Source organism: Pirellulales bacterium (assembly GCA_035499655.1).
GTDB lineage: Bacteria > Planctomycetota > Planctomycetia > Pirellulales > JADZDJ01 > DATJYL01.
This window is the reverse complement of sequence record DATJYL010000242.1, coordinates 1-17,907: the sequence shown is the minus strand read 5'-3', so window position 1 is coordinate 17,907 and position 17,907 is coordinate 1. Positions and strand designations below refer to the sequence as shown.

Here is a 17,907-nt window from a genome sequence, read left to right as displayed (position 1 = left end):
AATGAGCGGTTAGCCATTAGCCAATCGGCAGCTGGGGGCAGCCTGCGCTTTGCAGAGCGTGCCACCGGGCTGATGTGGGCGCGACTGATCGATCAAGCCACGGACACAACACCTCGTCATCAAGCAGTGGAAACACGGAGGATTGATCCAGCGGGCCGCGGACGGAACATCCGGCCGAAACCGGCGTGGCTGGATGTTGCGAGGTTTTACGTTTTCGCAACGATGTGCACATTAGTACATTTCTGCGGAGAAGGCAAGGGAGTTTTTGGGCCAGAGGAGGCGGAAGGCAGAAGGCAGAAGGCAGAAGGCAGAAGGCAGAAAGCAGAAGGCGGGAAGCAGAAGGCGGGAAGCATTCAGATCACACGGCCTGGTTAGATCAAATAATACCAGCCGTCTTTTTTGTTGAGGCTTTCGGCGTGGCTGGGGCAGACCTCGCACACGTCGTCGCCGATCATCTCGTAGGCAAAGCGGACGGCTTCCAGCGTGCTGGTCCAAAATTCGCCGGTTTCCTGGAACACGAACACGCGCCCCTGCCCTAAACGCCGGGCCAAACCGCTGGAATCGATCACGCGCATTAAATCGGGCCGCACGCCGCACAGCAGCACCGTCACGTTGGCGGCTTGCATGCGTTGGATAAAGTGATCGAGCACGCTCATGCACACGGCATCGGGACTGCGGACGCGCTTCATCCGCAACACGATGACGCGCACGCCTTCCTCGGCGGTGCGGGCGACGGCGTCTAAATGTTCTTCCAATTCCGGCGAGGCGCCAAAGAACAGATCGCCCTCCAGGCTGAAAATGCGAATCCGCGTGCAGACCGGGTCGGTGAGCATTCGTTCGCGAATCACCCGCTCCGGCGAAACAACTAATTCGGTCATGTGGGCCCGCGCCGCCTGCGGCACGTACAACACGAACGATAAAAAGACGCCGATCAACACGCAAAACTCGACCGACACGGCCACGGCCGAAACGGCGGTGAGGGCGACAATCCAGGCGTCGATGCGCGTGGTGCGGACGTAATAAACCAACTGCTGCCGATCGACGAGCCGCCAGGCGGACAGCATTAAAATGCCGGCCAGCCCAGCCTTGGGAATGTAGTAGGCATAGGGAGCGAAAAAAACCACGGTCAGCGCCACCGCCGCAGCCGAAATCACACCCGACCACTGCGTGCGGGCGCCGGCCTGCTGGTTAATGGTGGAGCGGGTCAACGATCCGGAGCCGGGAAAGCACTGAAACAGACTGCCGGTGAGATTGGCTAAGCCTTCGCTGAGACATTGCTGATTCATGTCGAGCTTTTGGCGCGTCTGGGCGGCAATGGCTTTGGCCATCGAAATGGCTTCGAGCAAGCCCAACAGGGCAATGGCCACACTGTTGCCGACCAGAGCGTGGACGCGCGGCCATTGGATGTCGGGCCACTGGGGCGCCGGCAGCTTGGCGGGAATTTTTCCCACAATTTTTAAGCCCTGCTGATCAAGCTGCTGTGTCCCCACGATGACCGTCACGGCAATGATGGCCAGCAGCAACTCCGGCAGCCGCAGGCCCCAGCGCGCATTGAACCAGCGCAGGGCCAGCGCAATGGCAATGGTTCCCAGGCCGATGCACAGCGCCGTGGAATTGGTTTGCCCAATGTTCTCGATCGTCAGCCAAAAGCGTTTGAGAAAATGATCTTCGCCCGTTCCGGCGGCGGCCAACCCCAGCAGGTTCTTCAATTGATCGAGCACGATCAACACCCCCGCCCCCAGCGTGAAGCCGACAATAACCGCATGCGAAACGTAGCGAGTTAAATCGCCCAGCCGGCACAGTGAAATTGCAATTTGAACCACGCCGACCATGAGGGTAAGCAGAATGAAGGCGGGAATTCGCTCGCTTTCGCCAAAACCAACCAGCGCGCTGAGCACAGCGATGGAGATGGCGTTGGTCGGGCCGTTGATGAGCTGCTTGGACGAATCGAACAGCGCCCCGACCGCGGTCATTACAATGGCGGTATACAAGCCGTATTGCGGCGGAATGTTGGCGATTTGGGCATAGGCCATGGCCTGCGGCAGGGCGACGGCGGCCACCGTTAATCCGGCCATGGTATCGACGGCGAGAATGCGCAGCGAATAGTTGCGCAGTGAGTCGAACGCCGGGACAAAGCGGAAAAATGCCGCCCGCCACGGCGAAAGCGCCTCCGCCTGTCCGTTGCTTTGGGGCGGGGCGTAGTTCATTCGCTAGTCCTGCGGGCAAGATTCACTCGATGAAGGTACAACCAACTCTCGTCTAGGAGCAACTATAGAAGATTTTTGCCGGCATTGCTTGGGCAGTTTTGAATAAAAAACTGCCAGGCACATACCGGAAAGGTAACGCCCCATCGCAGGACGGTTCAACGGAGAGTTGAGGATTCCGGCGCCGGTGGATTTAGCCGTGATTGGCTGTTATTGGGTTGCTCGACGCGCACCAAGAGCCATTGCTGCGTGCGGTCAGCGCCGAAGTGAACCAAGACGGGCGCCTGTGGTTTCGTGAGGTTGTAAATTCCAGTATCGAAGACGCGCTCGTTCGACTTGCCAATGGTCCAAGCGGCCCGCTGATTTTTTTTGTCGACGGAGCCATAAACCGGCGTGGTGGTATCCATCAGGCCGTCATAATAATTGCCGCGAATGGTTCCTTGTTTATCCACGGCCAATTGAAACAAATTGTTGGAAGTGGTTTCGTTGCCTTGCACCAGGGCAAAAACGCCCAGCGGTTGCCAATCGTCGGTCGTGGGCGGATTGGCTTGCTGCCCTTGATCGGCCAGGTTGGTGGCCAGTTGAGCATACTGCTGCGCGGTGCAGACATCTCGGCCGTCGTAATACACGTCATCGTCTTGATAGACGATGTTGTTGCCGTAATCGTAGTAAGCCGGCGCTCCGGCAATGCCACACCAGGCGGTGACTGCGGGCCAGGTGGCCCATCGCCAAGCATCGCCGGCCGCCCAGCCGGCTGCAAACCAGCAACCCGGATGCGCCGCATACCAGTTGGGATGGAAGCAATTGTAATAGCCGAAATTCGAGCGGATGTTGCCGGCCCGATTGGCAAGATCGCCCTGCGACCAGTTGGCGGTTACGTGATTGATTCCAGCGCCATTGATGTTTGAATAACGCGCCAGGCTGCCGTCGCCGGCAAAGCGGCTGCCGGCATAGGCGGATTGCCAACCACGGTCGGCAACATTTCCCGCGGCCGCGCGGTCGCCGTCGATGTTGCCATAACGATCTCCGCCGTAGCCGCCGAATCGATCGGCACTGAAATCGCCGCCGCCAAAGTTACGATCACCCCCAAAATCACCGCCGCCAAAACTGCGATCGCCCCCAAAGTTGCCGCCGCCGAAGCTGCGATCGCCCCCGAAATTGCCGCCGCCAAAGCTTCCACCGCCGTGAAATCCGCCGCCGCCGCCGAAACCGCGTCCTAAAGCGTCATCCCTAATGCAGACCAAGCCCACGATGGCAACGACGAACAGAACAGAAATGCGTCGGGACATGTGTTTTGCCTTTTAAGATCTATTGAGTTGGTGGTGATCGATTTAATTGCTGTCAGTGACACGGGTCAATTTAATGGGCACGGTGTCGGGCAACGGCTGACCGCCTACCAGCCGATTCACCGAGCGCCAGGTGAAATTGTTGTTGTCGATGCGGGTTAAAATAAATTCGGCAGCCAGGTCCTGGCCATCGCTGGTCAGCCCGGTGGCATTGATCACCCAGCGGTTGCCGTCGCGCTGCCATTGCGCTCGGCTTTGACTGCCATCCTGATTGCTATGCCAGGAATGGAATTCACCACGCCTTGCATCGTATCCAATTTTAATGATTCCCGACGGCAGGACTGTTTTGCTTGTGCCCAACGACTTGGGGGTCAGCTTGGCCAACAAGATGGGTTGTTTTTCGTCCCAGGCGAAGGAGAGATTCAACTCCTGCTCTTTCGATTGCCCCTTCCAGTTGCCGACCAACCAATTCAAGTCGTCCAGATGATCCTGGCCAACTCCCCACTCCCGACATTGGGCGATTTTCCATTGCCCGCCATCGCGGACATCAATGGCGCTGTAGCGAGTCGTGGTAGGCAGCTCTCGGCCGGCGCTGGATTCGTGCAAGATGCCTTCTTCCACGGCCACGTCGGGCGTGAGAAAGCGGACGGACTTGACCTCGACGTCGATTTTGCCCCCCTTTTTTTCGGCGAACTGCTGCGTGTACGCCTTTTCAATAGCGTCTCGGCCGACTAGATGGGCACCCTGGTCGTCCTCGTATTCGCCATTTTCGGCCCACAATTGGGCAATGGCCTTGGCATCGGCATTTTCAAAAGCGCGGGAGAATGCAGTGGCCCCTTGGCGAATGGCCGCCTCGTCTTTGTTGGCAGTGCCGGCCGTTGCGGCGGGTGATGAATCTGATTTTGGCGCTTGGGCGCGGGCGGCATTCGCCGTTACAGCGCTCCAAATGCAAATGCTCCCCGCGGCTAAAATCCATGGCCTGCGAATCATTTTTGCACCTCGTGCGTCATGCCTGGTAAATAAAACTTTGACCTGCATTTCTGCGAAAGCGCAAAAGGCTTCCGCAGTTGTGGCTTCGAATGAAGATGCGAGAGGAGGGATTTGAACCCACACCCCTTTCGGGACTGGATCCTAAGTCCAGCGCGTCTGCCAATTCCGCCACTCTCGCGTGGCAAGCAATCGACATTAGTGTTCGGATGGCGGCGGCGTTCGTCAAGGGCACGTCACGTGATGATCGCCGGCGGCAACGTAACCCAGGGCGGCACCCAATACCAAAACGGCCAAAAGCTGCAGGCGGGTTGTGTGTGTCATGGGAATGCATCCATTAAAAAATCATTTAGCTTGAATTTGATCGTGGAGAGAAATGTTCAATGTATTGCTGCGTCATCGTGGGACTTATCGGGGACTTTCATTTACTTATTCCTGGGGTTTGCGCCGGCGACATCACGCAACGGAAACCGACGTGCGACATGCTGGTATCGGGCGTGCTTCCCTGCCGGGCGCTGGGCCGGTAGCGCCAGCAATAATCGTCGCTGCACAAGAACGAACCGCCGCGCTGGACGCGCTGGGTTTTGTACGGCGCCGCAGGATTGTAACCTCGATCCGGGCCGGTGGGGTTCACAATCACACCCTGACCGGCGCGGCGCGCATACAAACTGACGTCGTACCAATCGGCGCACCATTGCCAAACGTTTCCGGCCATATCGTACAGCCCAAAGCCATTGGGTGGAAACGATTTTACCGGCGAGGTGCGCAGGTATCCATCGGCCAGGGTGTTGTGGTAAGGAAATTCTCCCTGCCAGGTGTTGGCCAAAGGGTGCGCCTCGTCGGGCGGATCGTCGCCCCACACGTAGTCTTTATTTTCCAAGCCACCGCGGGCGGCAAATTCCCACTCGGCTTCGGTGGGGAGCCGTTTACCGGCCCAATGAGAGTAGGCGAGGGCGTCATCCCAGGAAACGTGGACGACGGGATGCTCTTCTCGACCGGCAATGTCAGTGGATGGCCCTTCCGGATGTCGCCAACTGGCGCCGGGCACCCATTTCCACCAATTGGAAACATCGTTTAGCGGGACGGGTCCTGGCGGCGGGATAAAAACCAAGGAACCGGGGACCAGGTCTTTGGGATCAGGCGGCGCGGAGCCGGGGGGAAGCTGCTGTAGTATTTCTTCCGCCGTGGGAGCGCGCTCGGCGGTGGTTTTGTAACCGGTGGCCTCTATAAACCGGGCGAATTGCGAGTTTGTGACATCGGTGGCGTCCATCCAAAAACCATCGACCCGCACCGGATGCGGCGGCTTTTCCTCGGGCCAGCCCAAGGCGGAATCGGTCCCCATGGTGAACTGACCGCCGGGAATCCAGACCATGCCCTGCGGCGCGGGACCGGAAGGAACGGGAGCGGGTGCGAAGGACGATGCCGCCGATTGTGCCTGGTCTGGCGGGGCAGCAAGTGGGGCCAATCGGCTGCGTGGCTTCGTCAGCCAATAACTGAGCAAAAATGCCCCGGCTCCGAGCGCGAGCAGCAACAACGCGCGAGCTGCGGTTGAAATGGCAGAAGGCTCGCTGCCGCTTGATCGGTTGCCGGCAGAAAGATTCGCTCCGGGGCGGTTCAGCGAATTGTTTCCCATGCGCCGGCTCACACAGAACGCAGTGCGAACAGATTCACACCTTTGTAATCTGTGCGAGAGCCGAAGGCAACGTGCCGAAGGCATTTATAGAACGGCCAATTACCACTGCGTTACCAAGTCGACGCCGAAGGTCAACTGGTTATTGGCGGTGCCCGCATTATAGGGGCTGGTGACCGGCGGATTTGTTACGCTTTGGTTTGGCTGCCCATCGTACCAATCCCAGCGAACTTCCGGACGAATGGCCAAATTGCTGTTGGGTTTGTAGTTCAGACCCAAGGTAATTTCATAAAAGTTCCCCGGGAAGCTGGCGCCGTTGTCGGCATTGCCGGGCCGGGCAGTGGTCACCACAAATCCGTCGTCATCGCGAAACCATTCGATGCGCATGCCGGCGGTCCAGCAGCAATTCAGCTTGTAAAACAGATATTGGTTGATGCCGTACCATTGGGCGCCTCCGCCTCGGGCGGTGATGGCGTCGTTTTGATTACCCAAATCGTGCTGCAAAACGTACGTGAAGCGGCTGGTGAAATTGCGGGTCCACACCAGGCTGTACAGGGTGCGGTCGGCGAACGGTCCCACGCCGGGCAAATTCAACTCGCTGTCTTGCCCGGTGATGATTTCAAAGGCCAAGCTGCCCCAATCCTTGTCGGCGTAGGTGACGCCGCCCAGCCAAGCCGCGCGATCATCGGTATCGAAGGTGTTCCAGCCGGCAACCAGGCCGCCGTTCCAAGTCCAATTGTCGCCGGTCGGCTTGGTGACCAGGAAACCGGTGTGCGTGAAGGGCTCGCCATATTGAAAGGTGTACGAATGGCTGTAAAAAAAGTTGGCGATAGCCGGCGGCGCTTCGTACCCCAGCGGAGTAAGGAAGTGGCCCCATTTAATTTTCCAATCGTCGTAATCCGTTTCGACGTAAAGTTGCGGCATGGCAGAGCCGTACAGTAATCGCGGATCGGAATTCCAGCGCGGCGTGTCGCCGTTTGGCGTGCCATCTAAACCGGCGGCCGTGGCGAAGAAGAAGTCGCTGCCGTAAAAGTAATCGACGTGGCCACCTAGAAACCAGCCGCAATTATTCGCCGGAGCCGATCGATCGAAGGAAAACCAAACCTGGTTTGCCTGTCCCTCGCCGTTGCGGTCGGCAAACGTCAGCGGACCGTTGAAGCCATCGGCCGTGTTGCGGCCATTGCCCATGATGCCGGCATCGATCCAGCCGGTGATCGTCAGGTCGTTCTGTTTCAAACAGCAGCAATTGCCAAACAGATGATCGACGGGTTCGTCTTCGCACTGCAACGGGCAACATTCGTCAATGTGGATCAGCGGCAGGCATTTGTGGTGGCACGAATCGCAGCCGCAGGAATTGCATTGATTGCAGGAATCGCAGCCGTTCGATTGACACGAACCTGCGCACGACTCACAACAAGACGAATTGGCGCTGGACGAGCCGCCGCCGGCTGCTGGTTGGGCAGCGCTGTTTGCATTGCCGCCGCCCAAGATTTCCGGCGGAACCGGCGGGGCGTTCAGGCTGGGATTTGGGCCGCTGGGGGCGTTATCACGGGAGCCGGCGCTGTTCAGGGTGTTGTCGCCGCTTTCGTCCATCTCCAACACGGCGGAAGTTCTGCGCACAGGATACGTTTTGGTCGATTGGGAACCCGATGACTGCGAACTTGGAGGCTGATTCGTTGGCGCCTCGATTTGCTGATTATTTGGCGATTCTAGATCGGATGAGGGCACATACGCCGCAGGATCACAGGCTGGCCCATAGCTGGGCATGGGGCCGTAGGCCGGATGACATAATAATCCAATGCCGCATGACTGCTGACCGCACCCGGATGGGCACGGACAAGGCGCAGCAGCGGTAAGCTGTCCGGAATAGCAATAGCAGGGCGGATAATAGGGACATGGATAAAAAGTCGGCGCGAAGGGGGCCTGTTGAGATGAATAGGGCACGTACGGAATTGCCGGCCCACACGGCGGTCCGCATCCTGGGCTGGAATATGGGGGCGCAAGGCTTTGGTCTGGCTGGCCAACGTTTCCATTTGCGGTAGGACTTGCATTATACGGAGCGGGGGGCGCATTAAGTTGCGGTAGTGGCGCCGGCTGCGGCGCCGATGTCGAATTGGTGGTTGATTGAGAAACCGTTTTCAATTTGATCGTGGACCGATCAGACCAACCGCCGGCGCGCCGAGCCGAAGCATTTGCATCGCTGATGGTTGAGGAGCCGTACAGTTCGTCTTCGGAATAGTCGTCGGCATTGGCCAGCTTCAACACTGATTGCGAAGGCGTGGGCGGATGCGATGACAAAGTGGGGGGCGAAACGGCCGCATCGGTTTCCGATTTCGATACCTCTAGCGCCTTGGGTTGTGGCAGCGGCAATGGGGGGATTGCTTCAGGCTGCCTTAGCTCCTGGGCAAATGCCAATGCCGCGTTCAACAACGCAGCGGCCATACCGCACAGGGCCGCTTTTTTGGCCACGCTGTTCATTCCTATTCCTCTTTCGCTAAACATCCAAGGCACTACGAACAGAACACGCCTGCCCTTCCCACTGTTCGAACTGATAAAGGCGTTAAGTCGAGAATTCCCGATACAGCGGGGAGAACTTGCCCGGCTTATGCAAATTCGCAGGCACCCCGCTGATGGAGCAACAAATGGGTGAAACTTTGCCGATTATGCGGCCTACTTCAAAACGGAGAAATGCTTACAATTCCGCTAGTCATGGTAGCGCCCGCAGCCGACATCGGCTCGGCACGCTTGCAACAACTGGCCGAGCGATTGGATTCGCAAGAAGGCTACGCCCAAATCATCGCCAGCCTGACCGCAGGTCATGGCGCGGCGCTGGGCGGAGTCTGGGGCTCCAGCTGCGCGCTGGCAGCGGCCAATTTAGCGCGGCATGCTCCGGCGACGTTGGTGGTGGTGCTGCCCCGCGCCGGCGACGTCGACGATTTTTGCGACGACTTGGCGATTTTCTTGCCAAGGCCGACGGCTGACTCGGCGATGAGTGCTGCCCCATCGGCGAAAGGATTCGCCTCCTACAATTTGGATAAGTTTCCCGCTTGGGAAAATGCGCCCGGCGACCGGGATGTTCAAGACGAAGCCCACGGCGACCGGCTGCGCGTGCTGAAATTGCTGAATGCGCCCAGTGAGGCAACGGCTCGGCCGTCGACAACCGACAACAAGTTGTCGGCTAGGGAACAGTTTGCGCCGCGCCTGATCGTCACCAGCATCCAAGCGCTGTTGCAGCCGGTGCCGCCGCCGGAAATGTTGGCGGCGCAAACGAAACGGCTGCACCTGGGCGACGAAATTCCGCCCGATACGCTGCTCCGCTGGCTGGCGGAAAACGGGTTCCACAACACCAGCGCGGTGCAATTGCCGGGCGAATTTTCGCCGCGCGGCGGCATTGTTGACGTATTTGCACCCGATTGGTTTCATCCGGTACGGATTGAATTTTTTGGCGACACGGTCGAGTCGCTGCGGCGCTTTGAGGTGAGCACGCAACGCAGTTTGGAAGCGCTGGATGGGGTCGACATCACGGTGTTGCCCGACGGGGTTCAGGGTTCAGGGATGCGGGGGCAGCAAAGGGACGATGCAAAGGGCGAATCTCACGCTGTCCAAACCTCTCGCCCCTTACCCCTCACCACTCACTTGGCCTCCTACCTGCCGCCGCGTAGTTGGTTTCTGCTTGTCGAACCGAACGAAATGCAGGAGGAGGGGCGTCACTATCGGCAGCGATTGGAGCGGCCGCAGGATGTTCACGATTTGGACGACGCGCTGGCCGCGATTTATCGATTTCCCTCGGTCACGGCTGCTGCCGTGGCCAGCGGTTCGATGGAGGCCGAATGCCAATTGCGCATCGAAAGCGTAGAGCGCTTCAGCGGCGACATCGCCAAAGTGCGTGACGAGCTGGATACCGTCGGACTAGGCTACGACGTACATCTCATCTGCCCGACAGAAGCTGAAGTGGACCGTCTGCGCGAAATATTCGGCACCACCAAGCTGGCCGCCGCGGGAAAATTGCACTTTCCCATCGGCCGGTTGCAGGCGGGTTTTCGCTTGGTAAGCGAGCGGATAGTGCTGGTTTCCAGCGGGGAATTATTTCATCGGCAGGATTTGAACCGCCCGGCCCGCCGACGGTTGGGGCGGGTGATTGACAGCTTCCTGGAATTGCGCGAAGGGGATTACGTGGTCCACTTGTCGCACGGCATTGGACGCTATCGGGGGATGAAGCTGCTGGAAAAAAATGGGGCGGTGGAAGAACACTTGGAAGTGGAATTCCACGGCGGCACGCGCATTTTCGTGCCGGCTTCGAACATCGACCTGGTGCAAAAATACATTGGCGGCAACAAAGCCCGGCCCAGTTTGGCGCACATTGGCGGCCGGATGTGGGTGCGACAGAAAGAAGCGGCCCAGCGCGCCGTCGTCGATTTGGCGGCCGACATGCTGCAAGTGCAAGCTATGCGGGCGACGCGGCCGGGCATTGAATTTCCGCCTGATTCGGAGTGGCAGCGCGAGTTCGACGCCGCATTTCCTTACCGCGAAACGCCGGATCAGCTTTCGGCCATTGCCGCCATCAAGCACGACATGCGCCAGCCGCGGCCCATGGACCGGCTGTTGTGCGGCGACGTGGGGTACGGAAAAACGGAACTCGCCATTCGGGCGGCGTTCAAAGCCATCGACGCCGGGCACCAAGTGGCCGTATTAGTGCCAACGACCATTTTGGCCGAACAACATCGGCGAACTTTCACGGCGCGGATGGCGGAGTTTCCGTTTCGCATCGAGGTGCTTAGCCGCTTCGCCACCGACAAAGAACAGCGTGAAACCATTGCCGGGCTGGTCGACGGCTCTGTCGATTTGGTCATCGGCACGCATCGGTTGGCGCAAGGGGACGTGAACTTTCAAAATCTCGGCCTGTTAGTCATTGACGAGGAGCAGCGCTTCGGCGTGGAAGTGAAAGAGCGGCTAAAAGCGCTGCGGGCCACCGTGGACGTGCTGACGATGACCGCCACGCCGATTCCCCGGACTTTGCACATGTCGCTGTTGGGTTTACGCGACATTTCGAATTTAGAGACGCCGCCTGAAGACCGCCTGGCCGTGGAAACCCGCGTGACGCGGTTCGACGAGGAACTGATTCGGCATGGCATCATGCGCGAAATCAACCGTAACGGCCAGGTGTTTTTCGTCCACAACCGCGTGAACGACATCGAACTACTGGTCGCTAAATTGCAACGGATTGTGCCGGAGGCACGGATCCGCATCGGGCACGGGCAAATGCCGGAGCATCAATTGGAAAATGTGATGTTGGATTTTGTGAATCACAAGTTCGATATCCTGCTGGCCACCACGATTGTCGAAAGTGGGCTGGACATTCCCAACGCCAACACGATTTTCATCGACGAGGCCGATCGCTACGGCCTGGCCGATTTGCACCAACTGCGGGGTCGCGTGGGACGGTACAAGCACCGTGCCTACTGTTATTTATTGATTGACCCCAACAAATATCTGTCGACGAATTCGGCCAAGCGATTGCGGGCCATCGAGGAATTCAGCGACATGGGGGCCGGCTTCGCCATTGCCATGCGCGATTTGGAAATCCGCGGGGCCGGCAACATTTTGGGCACACAGCAGAGCGGGCATATTGCCACCATCGGTTATGAATTGTATTGCGAATTGTTGGAGCAGGCCGTGAGGCGACTGAAAAAACTGCCGCCGAAGGAAACCATTGAAGTCCGGATCGACCTTGCCGGCGAGGCGTTTATTCCGCGCAGTTATGTGCCCGACATGCGGATGAAGATCGATTTGTACCGCCGGCTCACGCGGGTAACTGCGATGGACGAATTAAACGACCTGCGGGCCGAAATGTTGGACCGTTTTGGTCCGCTGCCGCCGGCGGCCGCCGGGATGGCAAAGCTTGCTGAGTTGCGCATTGCGGCGGCCCGCTGGCAAATTGAATCGATCGGCCGGGAAGAAGGGTACCTGGTTTTCCAATACAACCATCGGCAGAAGATCGAAGAATTAAAGCGGCTCAGCCGCAACCGGCTACGGATTGTGGATGAGCGCAGCGCATATCTGCCGCTGAAAGGGCACAAAACTGACCCTGATGCGTTGCTAGCACTTGTTGAATCCGTTTTGCAGCCTGCATAAACAGCGGGTAGGTGCGAGTCGGCCTTGCACGGTTCGTTAAGCAGCCGCTAACATCTCGACCCGCGCGGTAACTTTTCTCGGCGGTTCTAATCTGATTACGACATTTTCCAACTTTTCAGGCGCAGGCTAGCGCGTGGCACGGACGCTATATAACCTTTTGTTGTGCGCAACTTTGGCGCTGTTGGCCACGCTGTGGCTGCGGCCGGGGATTGCGCAAGATTTGATCGATTTGGCCCGCAGCGTACGGGCCCAATCGCCGGGTGTGGCCGCGGCGGCGCCGCAAGCCAACGATTGGAATACTCCGCCGGGTTGGAGTGGACAGCCGGGAAGCGTGCCTTACAGCAATTTGCCCGGGGCACCCACTCAGCCGATGCCCGCGACTCGCCCCGCTTCTTGGCCCGGTGCGCCGCTGGAATATTCTTCTGCTCCAAATAGCACAAACAATGTTGCAGCAGCCATCAACGCAGTTCCCGTCAACACGGCGCCGAACGCAGCAACCTCTAACACGGTGGCGCCGCAAACTGCGTTTCTGATGTCGACGGCGGCGGGGCCAGCGTCGGCACAACCTCTCCCGCCCTCGATTGTTCCTGTGCCGACTCCAATGATTTCGCCGACGGCTGCCGCTGGCCCGCCGATGGGAGTTCCTGGGGACACAGCAACCTATCCGTATGCCAATCCAGCGCCATTGGGCCAGATGCCACCGGCATCTGCGGAGGCAACGAGCCAGCTTCCCAACCCGCCCGCTGCACCTCCGGCAAGCCAAGCTCCCATTAGCCCCGCCGAAGCAGCGCAGCAGAATTCGGCTGCAGCGGCGCCGGAGTCCAACGCCAACATGCAAAGCCTGCAAGTGCTGCCCGGCCCGCGGCAAGATTACGAGGACGGTAAGATCGTTGCGACGGTCGGCACGCTCCCGATTCTGGCCGGGGACGTGCGCGCCATGATCAACCAGGCGATTCACAATAAAATGATTTCTGCTCCGCCGCCTGGTCAGGAAAAAGAATTGTACGAGGCGGCCATGCGACCGGTGCTGAAGCAAATGGCGGAAATGAAGCTGGTGGTGAACGACGCCAAGCAAACGATTCCTGCCCAGGCCCTGGGAAAGATTGAAAATGAAGTCAACCGCGATTTCGACAAAAATCAAATTCCCAAACTCATGGAATCGTACCACGCAGCCAACCAGCATGAGTTGGACGAGGCGCTTCGCGCCGCGGGCAGTTCGCTGGATTGGGAACGGCGGTCGTTTTTCGAGCAAAACATGTTTCACGGCTGGCTGCAGCAGCAAATCAAGGACGATCAGCAGATATCGTTGGCCGACGTGCTGGGTTACTACGAACAACATTTGCCCGATTACGAATATCCGGCCCAGGCACGTTGGGAAGAATTGATGGTGAGCTTCGATCAATTTCCGGACAAGACCGCCGCCTATGCCGCGATTGCCCAGTTGGGCAATCAAGTGATGCAGGGTGCGCCGCTGGCCGAAGTGGCCAAACGCTCGTCTCAAGGCCCGACCGCCGATCAAGGGGGCGCGTACGATTGGACCACGCAAGGCAGCCTGGCCTGCAAAGCGCTGGACGAGAATTTGTTCAAACTGCCGATTGGCAGTTTAAGCACCATTATTGAGAGCGATCGCGGCTTTCACATCATCCGCGTCGTGGAACGCAAAGACGCCGGACGGAAATCGTTTGAAGACACCCAGGGGGACATCAAAAAACAATTGAAAGACGAAAATCGCAAGAAGCAGCTTGATAAATACTTGTCCGATTTGCGCAAGAAAACGCCAATTCACAGCGTTTTCGACGATCAGCCGGGGGGCCTCGACGGTCCGCCAAAGGTTGTCGAACACAATTTTTAATCTACGCTTGCCGTTGAAAATCGGTGACGAGCGTTGATGTCTGCCCGCGGCGCGGACATAATCCTGGGCAATGAAACCGGCCTGCAATATCGAGTTGAAAGCCCGCGTGCATAATCTTGCCGCCGCCCGGACAATTGCCCAGCGTTTAGCCACCGCCTATTTGGGCGTGCAGCACCAGACCGACACTTACTTTCATTGCCCGCAAGGGCGATTGAAGCTGCGCGAAATTGTGGAAGATGATTCTCACCCTGGCGAGCCGCCGCGCCGGTTGGCCCAGTTGATTCGCTATGAACGGCCTGACGAACCGGACGCCAAGCAAAGTGATTACCAATTGATTGAAATCAGCGATCCTGATCGCGTGACAGCGTTGAAGCGCGAAATGGGGATTCGCGGCATAGTTTCCAAGCGACGCGAGATTTTTTTGCACCAAAATGTGCGGATTCATCTGGACGAAGTGTCCAACTTGGGCACGTTTATCGAATTCGAATCGGTGCTGGGCCACCAGGTGGATGCAGCGGCCGGCCGCGCCCAAGTGGCTCACCTGCAAATTGAATTCGGCATAGAGCGGGTTGATTTACTCTCGTCGTCCTATGCAGACCTGCTGTTGGCAAAATGACGGACGGAAAGCCGCGTGTTTTCCGCCCGCAGTAGGCCGCTTCCGCTTGCGCTATTTGGCCGGTATGATAATTTTAGGCGGCCAATTCGAACTTCATGTATCTGGCAAGTTCGAATTCACTGAGTGAATTGTTCGACCCGTGCTCTTTGCCGTCCGTAACCTCTTGGCAAGTTCGTCCCATTCGCAACTTTGTGGTAAACATCATCATGCCCGACGCGGCCAAACTGCTGTACAACAATCATCAACTCGAGCTGCCGGTGATCACCGGCACCGAGCATGAAATTGCCGTCGATATTTCCAAGCTCCGGGGCTCGACGGGGCTGATTACGATGGACGACGGCTACATGAACACGGGCTCGGCCATCAGCGGCATTACGTTCCTCGACGGTGAACAAGGAATTTTGCGGTATCGTGGCTACCCTATCGAGCAATTGGCGGAACGCAGCGATTTTGTCGAGACCAGCTACTTGCTGATTTACGGCGAATTGCCGACGAAGCAGCAATTGCAATACTTCAAAAATTCCTTGCAGCGGCACACCATGCTGCACGAGGAAATGAAATCGTTTTACGACGGCTTCCCGCGCGATGCCCATCCGATGGCGATTTTAAGCAGCGTGGTGGGAGCGCTCTCTACGTTTTATCAAGATTCGCTCGACCCGCGCGATCCGCGGCAGGTGGAGGTTTCGGTCCACCGGCTGATGGCCAAATTGCCAACGATTGCCTCGTACAGCTTTAAAAAATCGACGGGGCAGCCGTTTATGTATCCGCGGAACGATTTGGATTATTGCTCCAACTTTTTGTACCTGATGTTCGGCGTGCCGTGCGAAACGTACGAGGTCGATCCCGATTTTGTCGAAGCGCTCAACCTCCTGTTGATTGTCCACGCCGATCACGAGCAAAACTGCAGCACCAGCACGGTGCGGATGGTCGGATCGAGCGACGCCAATTTATTCGCCTCGATTTCCGCCGGCATTTGTGCCTTATGGGGCCCATTGCACGGCGGGGCCAACCAGGCCTGTGTGGAAATGCTGGAGCAAATTCGGGCCGACGGCGGCAATGTGAAAAAGTATGTCGAACTGGCCAAGCGCAAAGATTCCGGCTTTCGCCTGATGGGCTTCGGCCACCGGGTGTACAAAAACTTCGATCCCCGGGCTACCATCATCAAGCGGACCTGTGACAAGCTGTTGGGGAAATTGAAAATCCGCGACCCGATTTTCGACATTGCCCAGGAGTTGGAAGCGGCGGCCCTCAAGGACGAATACTTCATCGAGCGCAAGCTGTACCCCAACGTCGATTTTTACAGCGGCGTGATCTACCGGGCGATGGGCATCCCCATCAACATGTTCACCGTGCTGTTCGCCATCGGCCGCCTGCCGGGCTGGATTGCGCATTGGATGGAAATGCACAAAAGCCCGACCAAAATCTGCCGCCCGCGGCAAATTTACACCGGCGCCCTGAAGCGCGAATACCAACCGCTGGATAAGCGGGGGTAAGAGAAGGATTCGCCGGTTTAGGATTTGTCCACACTACCAAACCGTTGGCAAAGTTGCCCGCCGGGACGACGCTGGGCTAAAATAGATTGGTCCTCAACAACGCTGTGCCGAGAGGGATTTTATGGACAAGCTCACTGTCGATCCGACCACGGTCGCCAAACTCGCCGACTTGCACTTCGCCGTGGAACTGTGCGATGCGTCGGGCCAAGTTCTGGGTTGGTTCCAACCGGCCATGACTCCGGAAAAATACGCCGATCTGGACGTGCCGTTTACCGACGAAGAGTTGGAAGCCGCCGATAACGAAGAAGGCGGACGAACGCTGAAAGAAATTCTCGCCGATCTGGAACGGCGAGCATGAAGTACACCGTCATTTGGCGCCCATCTGCTGAACAAGCTCTCACCAGCATTTGGCTGGCGGCTCGTGACCGAAGTGCCGTGACGTCCGCGTCCAGCGGCATTGAAATCGCCTTGCAACTAAATCCGAACAATGTCGGTGAATCGCGCAGTTCCGGTCGGCGGATCATGTTTATTTATCCGCTGGCAGTGATATTCAGAGTCATTAAGAAGGATATGCAGGTGCGCGTGCTAAAGGTCTGGCGCTTTGGTTAGTGGCGCAAAAAAAGCCCCCGGCTTGCGGCCAGAGGCTAAAAGGAAAAAGAATTGGCGGACGCCACATCTACATCCGCGCCAATTGGTCTATATAAGTTTCAACGCGGCAATCGAATCGCCATAGCCAGCCGCTGGGCAAGCCCAGCGGCTAAATATGGCCAGGAGTCTATTTAATGAACAGCATTTCTTGGTAGGTCGGCAGCGGCCACAGGTCGTCGGCCACCCAGCCTTCGAGCTCGTCGGCGTATTTACGCACGCTCACCATAGCCGGCAGCACTTCGTCGCAGAAGTGCTGTGCTTCAGCCAGCAGGTTGGCCGCACTGTGATCGTGCAACGCCTTATCCAAAGCCGTGCAACTGTCTTGCAACGCTTTGACCAGCTCCGTCACTTTGTCGAGCGTGTCGGTGTCGAACTCGTAACCGACCAGCTTCAAATTGGCGCAGGTGGAGGCCAACTCGTTCTGGTAGCGAATGGCCGCTGGGAACAACAGCGTTTTCGCCATTTCGAACGTTTGCAGCGCTTCCATTCGCACCGTTTTGCAGTACTGTTCCAAGTAAATGTCGAGGCGGCTTTTCAATTCCCGCTCCGAAAGCACGTTGTACTTGGAAAACAACGCTTTCACTTCGGGCGAATCGAGCGTTGGCAACGCATCGACCGCCGTTTTCATATTCAACAGGCCTCGCTTGGCGGCTTCGGCATGCCAGGCCGCGGAATAGCCGTCGCCGTTGAACACGATCGATTCGCACTCGTTGATAATTTCCGTCAGCAGGCTTTGCACCGCGCCGTGCAAGGCATCGGGATTGCCCTTCGTGGCGGCTTCCAACTTGCCGGCGCACCAATCGAGCGATTCGGCCACAATGGTGTTCATGGCCACCAGCGGACCGGCAATCGATTGGTTGGAACCCACCGCCCGGAACTCAAACCGATTGCCGGTGAAGGCGAACGGACTGGTTCGGTTGCGGTCGCCGGCGTCTTTGGGCAGGGGCGGCAGCACATCGACCCCGACGGTCAGCGTTCCGCCTTTCATCGACGATTTGGCTCCGCCGGCTTTGATTTGCTTGAACACGTCGCCCAATTGATCGCCGAGGAAAATCGAAA

At 57.9% G+C, this 17,907-nt stretch carries 13 protein-coding genes and 1 tRNA gene; 7 read left to right on the top strand and 7 right to left on the bottom strand.

All coding sequences use genetic code 11. The annotated features are described in order from the left end of the window. A partial coding sequence (locus VMJ32_19070) for a hypothetical protein (protein ID HTQ41094.1) occupies nucleotides 1–375 on the top strand: 375 nt, incomplete at its 5' end. Here VMJ32_19070 and VMJ32_19065 read toward each other — a convergent pair. The 6 genes from VMJ32_19065 to VMJ32_19040 all read right to left on the bottom strand — a co-directional run bounded on the left by VMJ32_19065 (nucleotide 372) and on the right by VMJ32_19040 (nucleotide 8,585). After that, on the bottom strand, nucleotides 372–2,207 hold the full coding sequence (locus tag VMJ32_19065) for a SulP family inorganic anion transporter (protein ID HTQ41093.1): 1,836 nt from the start codon (nucleotides 2,205–2,207) through the stop codon (nucleotides 372–374). The two genes, VMJ32_19070 and VMJ32_19065, sit on opposite strands and share 4 nt — an antisense overlap. A 155-nt stretch (nucleotides 2,208–2,362) precedes the next feature. Further along, nucleotides 2,363–3,493, bottom strand: coding sequence for a hypothetical protein (locus VMJ32_19060; GenBank protein ID HTQ41092.1), 1,131 nt, complete (start codon nucleotides 3,491–3,493; stop codon nucleotides 2,363–2,365). A 42-nt stretch (nucleotides 3,494–3,535) separates the two neighbouring features. Continuing rightward, on the bottom strand, nucleotides 3,536–4,480 hold the full coding sequence (locus VMJ32_19055) for an SgcJ/EcaC family oxidoreductase (protein HTQ41091.1): 945 nt from the start codon (nucleotides 4,478–4,480) through the stop codon (nucleotides 3,536–3,538). Nucleotides 4,481–4,576: 96 nt separating this feature from the next. Next, a tRNA-Leu gene (locus tag VMJ32_19050) sits at nucleotides 4,577–4,658 on the bottom strand. 240 nt (nucleotides 4,659–4,898) lie between these two features. Continuing rightward, complete coding sequence (locus VMJ32_19045) at nucleotides 4,899–6,110, bottom strand: formylglycine-generating enzyme family protein (GenBank protein ID HTQ41090.1); 1,212 nt, start codon at nucleotides 6,108–6,110, stop codon at nucleotides 4,899–4,901. 99 nt (nucleotides 6,111–6,209) lie between these two features. After that, entirely contained in the window at nucleotides 6,210–8,585 is a 2,376-nt protein-coding gene (locus VMJ32_19040; GenBank protein ID HTQ41089.1) for an outer membrane beta-barrel protein, read from the bottom strand. 231 nt (nucleotides 8,586–8,816) lie between these two features. Between VMJ32_19040 and mfd the strand changes: the two genes are divergently transcribed. The 6 genes from mfd to VMJ32_19010 all read left to right on the top strand — a co-directional run bounded on the left by mfd (nucleotide 8,817) and on the right by VMJ32_19010 (nucleotide 16,809). After that, nucleotides 8,817–12,239: a transcription-repair coupling factor gene (gene mfd / locus VMJ32_19035; GenBank protein HTQ41088.1), complete on the top strand. Its 3,423-nt coding sequence runs from the start codon at nucleotides 8,817–8,819 to the stop codon at nucleotides 12,237–12,239. 133 nt (nucleotides 12,240–12,372) lie between these two features. Further along, nucleotides 12,373–14,091 carry a peptidylprolyl isomerase gene (locus tag VMJ32_19030; GenBank protein ID HTQ41087.1) on the top strand — a complete coding sequence of 573 codons (1,719 nt, stop codon included), beginning with the start codon at nucleotides 12,373–12,375 and terminating at the stop codon, nucleotides 14,089–14,091. 70 nt (nucleotides 14,092–14,161) lie between these two features. Then, a complete protein-coding gene (locus tag VMJ32_19025) occupies nucleotides 14,162–14,707 on the top strand; it encodes a class IV adenylate cyclase (protein HTQ41086.1) in 546 nt (181 codons plus the stop codon). Nucleotides 14,708–14,913: 206 nt separating this feature from the next. Further along, nucleotides 14,914–16,200 (top strand): citrate synthase, encoded by a 1,287-nt coding sequence (locus VMJ32_19020; GenBank protein ID HTQ41085.1) that lies wholly within the window; start codon nucleotides 14,914–14,916, stop codon nucleotides 16,198–16,200. A 121-nt stretch (nucleotides 16,201–16,321) separates the two neighbouring features. Next, the gene (locus tag VMJ32_19015; GenBank protein ID HTQ41084.1) at nucleotides 16,322–16,558 is read left to right on the top strand and encodes a hypothetical protein; all 237 of its coding nucleotides are present in this window, start codon (nucleotides 16,322–16,324) and stop codon (nucleotides 16,556–16,558) included. Beyond that, entirely contained in the window at nucleotides 16,555–16,809 is a 255-nt protein-coding gene (locus VMJ32_19010; GenBank protein HTQ41083.1) for a hypothetical protein, read from the top strand. Before VMJ32_19015 ends, VMJ32_19010 begins: the two co-directional genes overlap by 4 nt. Before the next feature lie 166 nt (nucleotides 16,810–16,975). On the opposite strand, the gene VMJ32_19005 is transcribed toward VMJ32_19010, so the two are convergent. Next, nucleotides 16,976–17,907, bottom strand: a 932-nt coding sequence (locus VMJ32_19005) for a glutamine synthetase type III (GenBank protein ID HTQ41082.1), incomplete at its 5' end; no start/stop codon positions are given.

Coding starts and splice junctions, on each gene's coding strand:
- VMJ32_19065 (HTQ41093.1), bottom strand. CDS start 2,207: ATGAACTACGCCCCGCCCCAAAGCAACGGACAGGCGGAGGCGCTTTCG.
- VMJ32_19060 (HTQ41092.1), bottom strand. CDS start 3,493: ATGTCCCGACGCATTTCTGTTCTGTTCGTCGTTGCCATCGTGGGCTTG.
- VMJ32_19055 (HTQ41091.1), bottom strand. CDS start 4,480: ATGATTCGCAGGCCATGGATTTTAGCCGCGGGGAGCATTTGCATTTGG.
- VMJ32_19045 (HTQ41090.1), bottom strand. CDS start 6,110: ATGGGAAACAATTCGCTGAACCGCCCCGGAGCGAATCTTTCTGCCGGC.
- VMJ32_19040 (HTQ41089.1), bottom strand. CDS start 8,585: ATGAACAGCGTGGCCAAAAAAGCGGCCCTGTGCGGTATGGCCGCTGCG.
- mfd (HTQ41088.1), top strand. CDS start 8,817: ATGGTAGCGCCCGCAGCCGACATCGGCTCGGCACGCTTGCAACAACTG.
- VMJ32_19025 (HTQ41086.1), top strand. CDS start 14,162: ATGAAACCGGCCTGCAATATCGAGTTGAAAGCCCGCGTGCATAATCTT.
- VMJ32_19020 (HTQ41085.1), top strand. CDS start 14,914: ATGCCCGACGCGGCCAAACTGCTGTACAACAATCATCAACTCGAGCTG.
- VMJ32_19015 (HTQ41084.1), top strand. CDS start 16,322: ATGGACAAGCTCACTGTCGATCCGACCACGGTCGCCAAACTCGCCGAC.
- VMJ32_19010 (HTQ41083.1), top strand. CDS start 16,555: ATGAAGTACACCGTCATTTGGCGCCCATCTGCTGAACAAGCTCTCACC.